A 1,209-nucleotide genomic window follows, 5' to 3' on the forward strand; every position below is an offset into this window, starting at 1 on the left:
ACGTGGACACCTACATCAAGCAGTACGACTTCCTCTCCCAGCTATTCGCCTTACAGCGGTCCTCCAGGCCGTGGGCGCGGCCGCATCGGCGATGCGGACAACGGACCCGTCGTCGATGCACCACCGGGAGTCTAGGAAATGCCTCGGCAGTGACCGACCGCCACTGATATCCGGTGACAAACCCGGTCACACCGGAGACTCGGGGAACGAGAACCTACAAACCGGGTAGGTTCCACGACTCGGTGTCACGTCTTCGTGGATCCGGCCTGCGGGTTCTCAACACGTGGCGGCGGGTGATTCTCACGGAATCCTCAGCCCCGGTCGCTCTCGCGTTAGCGGATCCGCAAACAGCACTGATGTCGTGGCTCGATCGGTGTTGTGGTGCAGCGCAGAATCAACGCCCATGGCAGACAATGACGTGGACAGTCCTGATCCTCCGTCCGCGAAAGCGATCACCGCGCTCCTGCGCGGGGCTCGCTCGCTTTCCCGGCGCGCTGACAAGCTCGGCGGTACGGCCGCAGCGGTGGATGACCCCACGACCCAGCAGCTCGCGGCTGCGGCCTGCACCAACATGGAGCAGCTCGTGCACCACCTCACGGTGCTGGAACGCCAGCTGCAGCGACGCGAGAAGGCGCCAGTTCGTCGAGATCCTCAGCCGCCGTATCCCGATGCTCCACCCGGGGCATCGAGCACAGCGCGGCCGACCCGGTGAACTCGGGTGCTAGCAGATGCTCGGTCCCCGGACGACTTCGGTGTTGCGCGGCGGGAAAGGTTCGCCATTGTTGTATTTGCGTTCGAGAACGGCGAGGTAGTGGGCCAGGGCTTCGTCGACGAGGTCGGACCAACTGTCGGGGGCACCGGCGATATGGCCAATCGCGGCGACGGCATTCATGCCGCTTTCGACCTTGGCGCGGTTGATGCAGACCGATTCCTGCTTCTTGTCTACAGGGACCCGTTTGGTGGTCTTCTTTTCCTCACCGAGGACCACCGAACCCGGCTGGGGTTCGGCGACGGTGGCTGCTTCTCGAGCAACGTCCACGCCCTGCTCGACGAGGTTCGGCAGTCGCCGCTTGCGGCGTTCGACGGGGCTGTTGGCGAGTCCGGGCTTACGTGTCACGTTGATCAGGAGGTCCTTGCGACGAGTGCTCGAGCACGTCCCGCCCTGATGGACGCCCGCGCGGGGCTGGGGGCGGCGTTCGAGTGGATGGT

2 protein-coding genes are annotated in these 1,209 nt (G+C 64.8%); one reads left to right on the plus strand and one right to left on the minus strand.

Annotated features, from left to right (window positions below):
* Positions 1-403: 403 nt before the first annotated feature.
* The gene (locus ACFWJO_RS40040; RefSeq protein ID WP_378497488.1) at positions 404-712 is read left to right on the plus strand and encodes a hypothetical protein; all 309 of its coding nucleotides are present in this window, start codon (positions 404-406) and stop codon (positions 710-712) included.
* A 9-nt stretch (positions 713-721) separates the two neighbouring features.
* Here ACFWJO_RS40040 and ACFWJO_RS40045 read toward each other — a convergent pair.
* The coding region (locus ACFWJO_RS40045) for a hypothetical protein (protein ID WP_386873257.1) at positions 722-1,209 on the minus strand (488 nt) is incomplete at its 5' end.

The sequence above is a fragment of the Streptomyces sp. NPDC127092 genome, assembly GCF_042722475.1.
GTDB lineage: Bacteria > Actinomycetota > Actinomycetes > Streptomycetales > Streptomycetaceae > Streptomyces.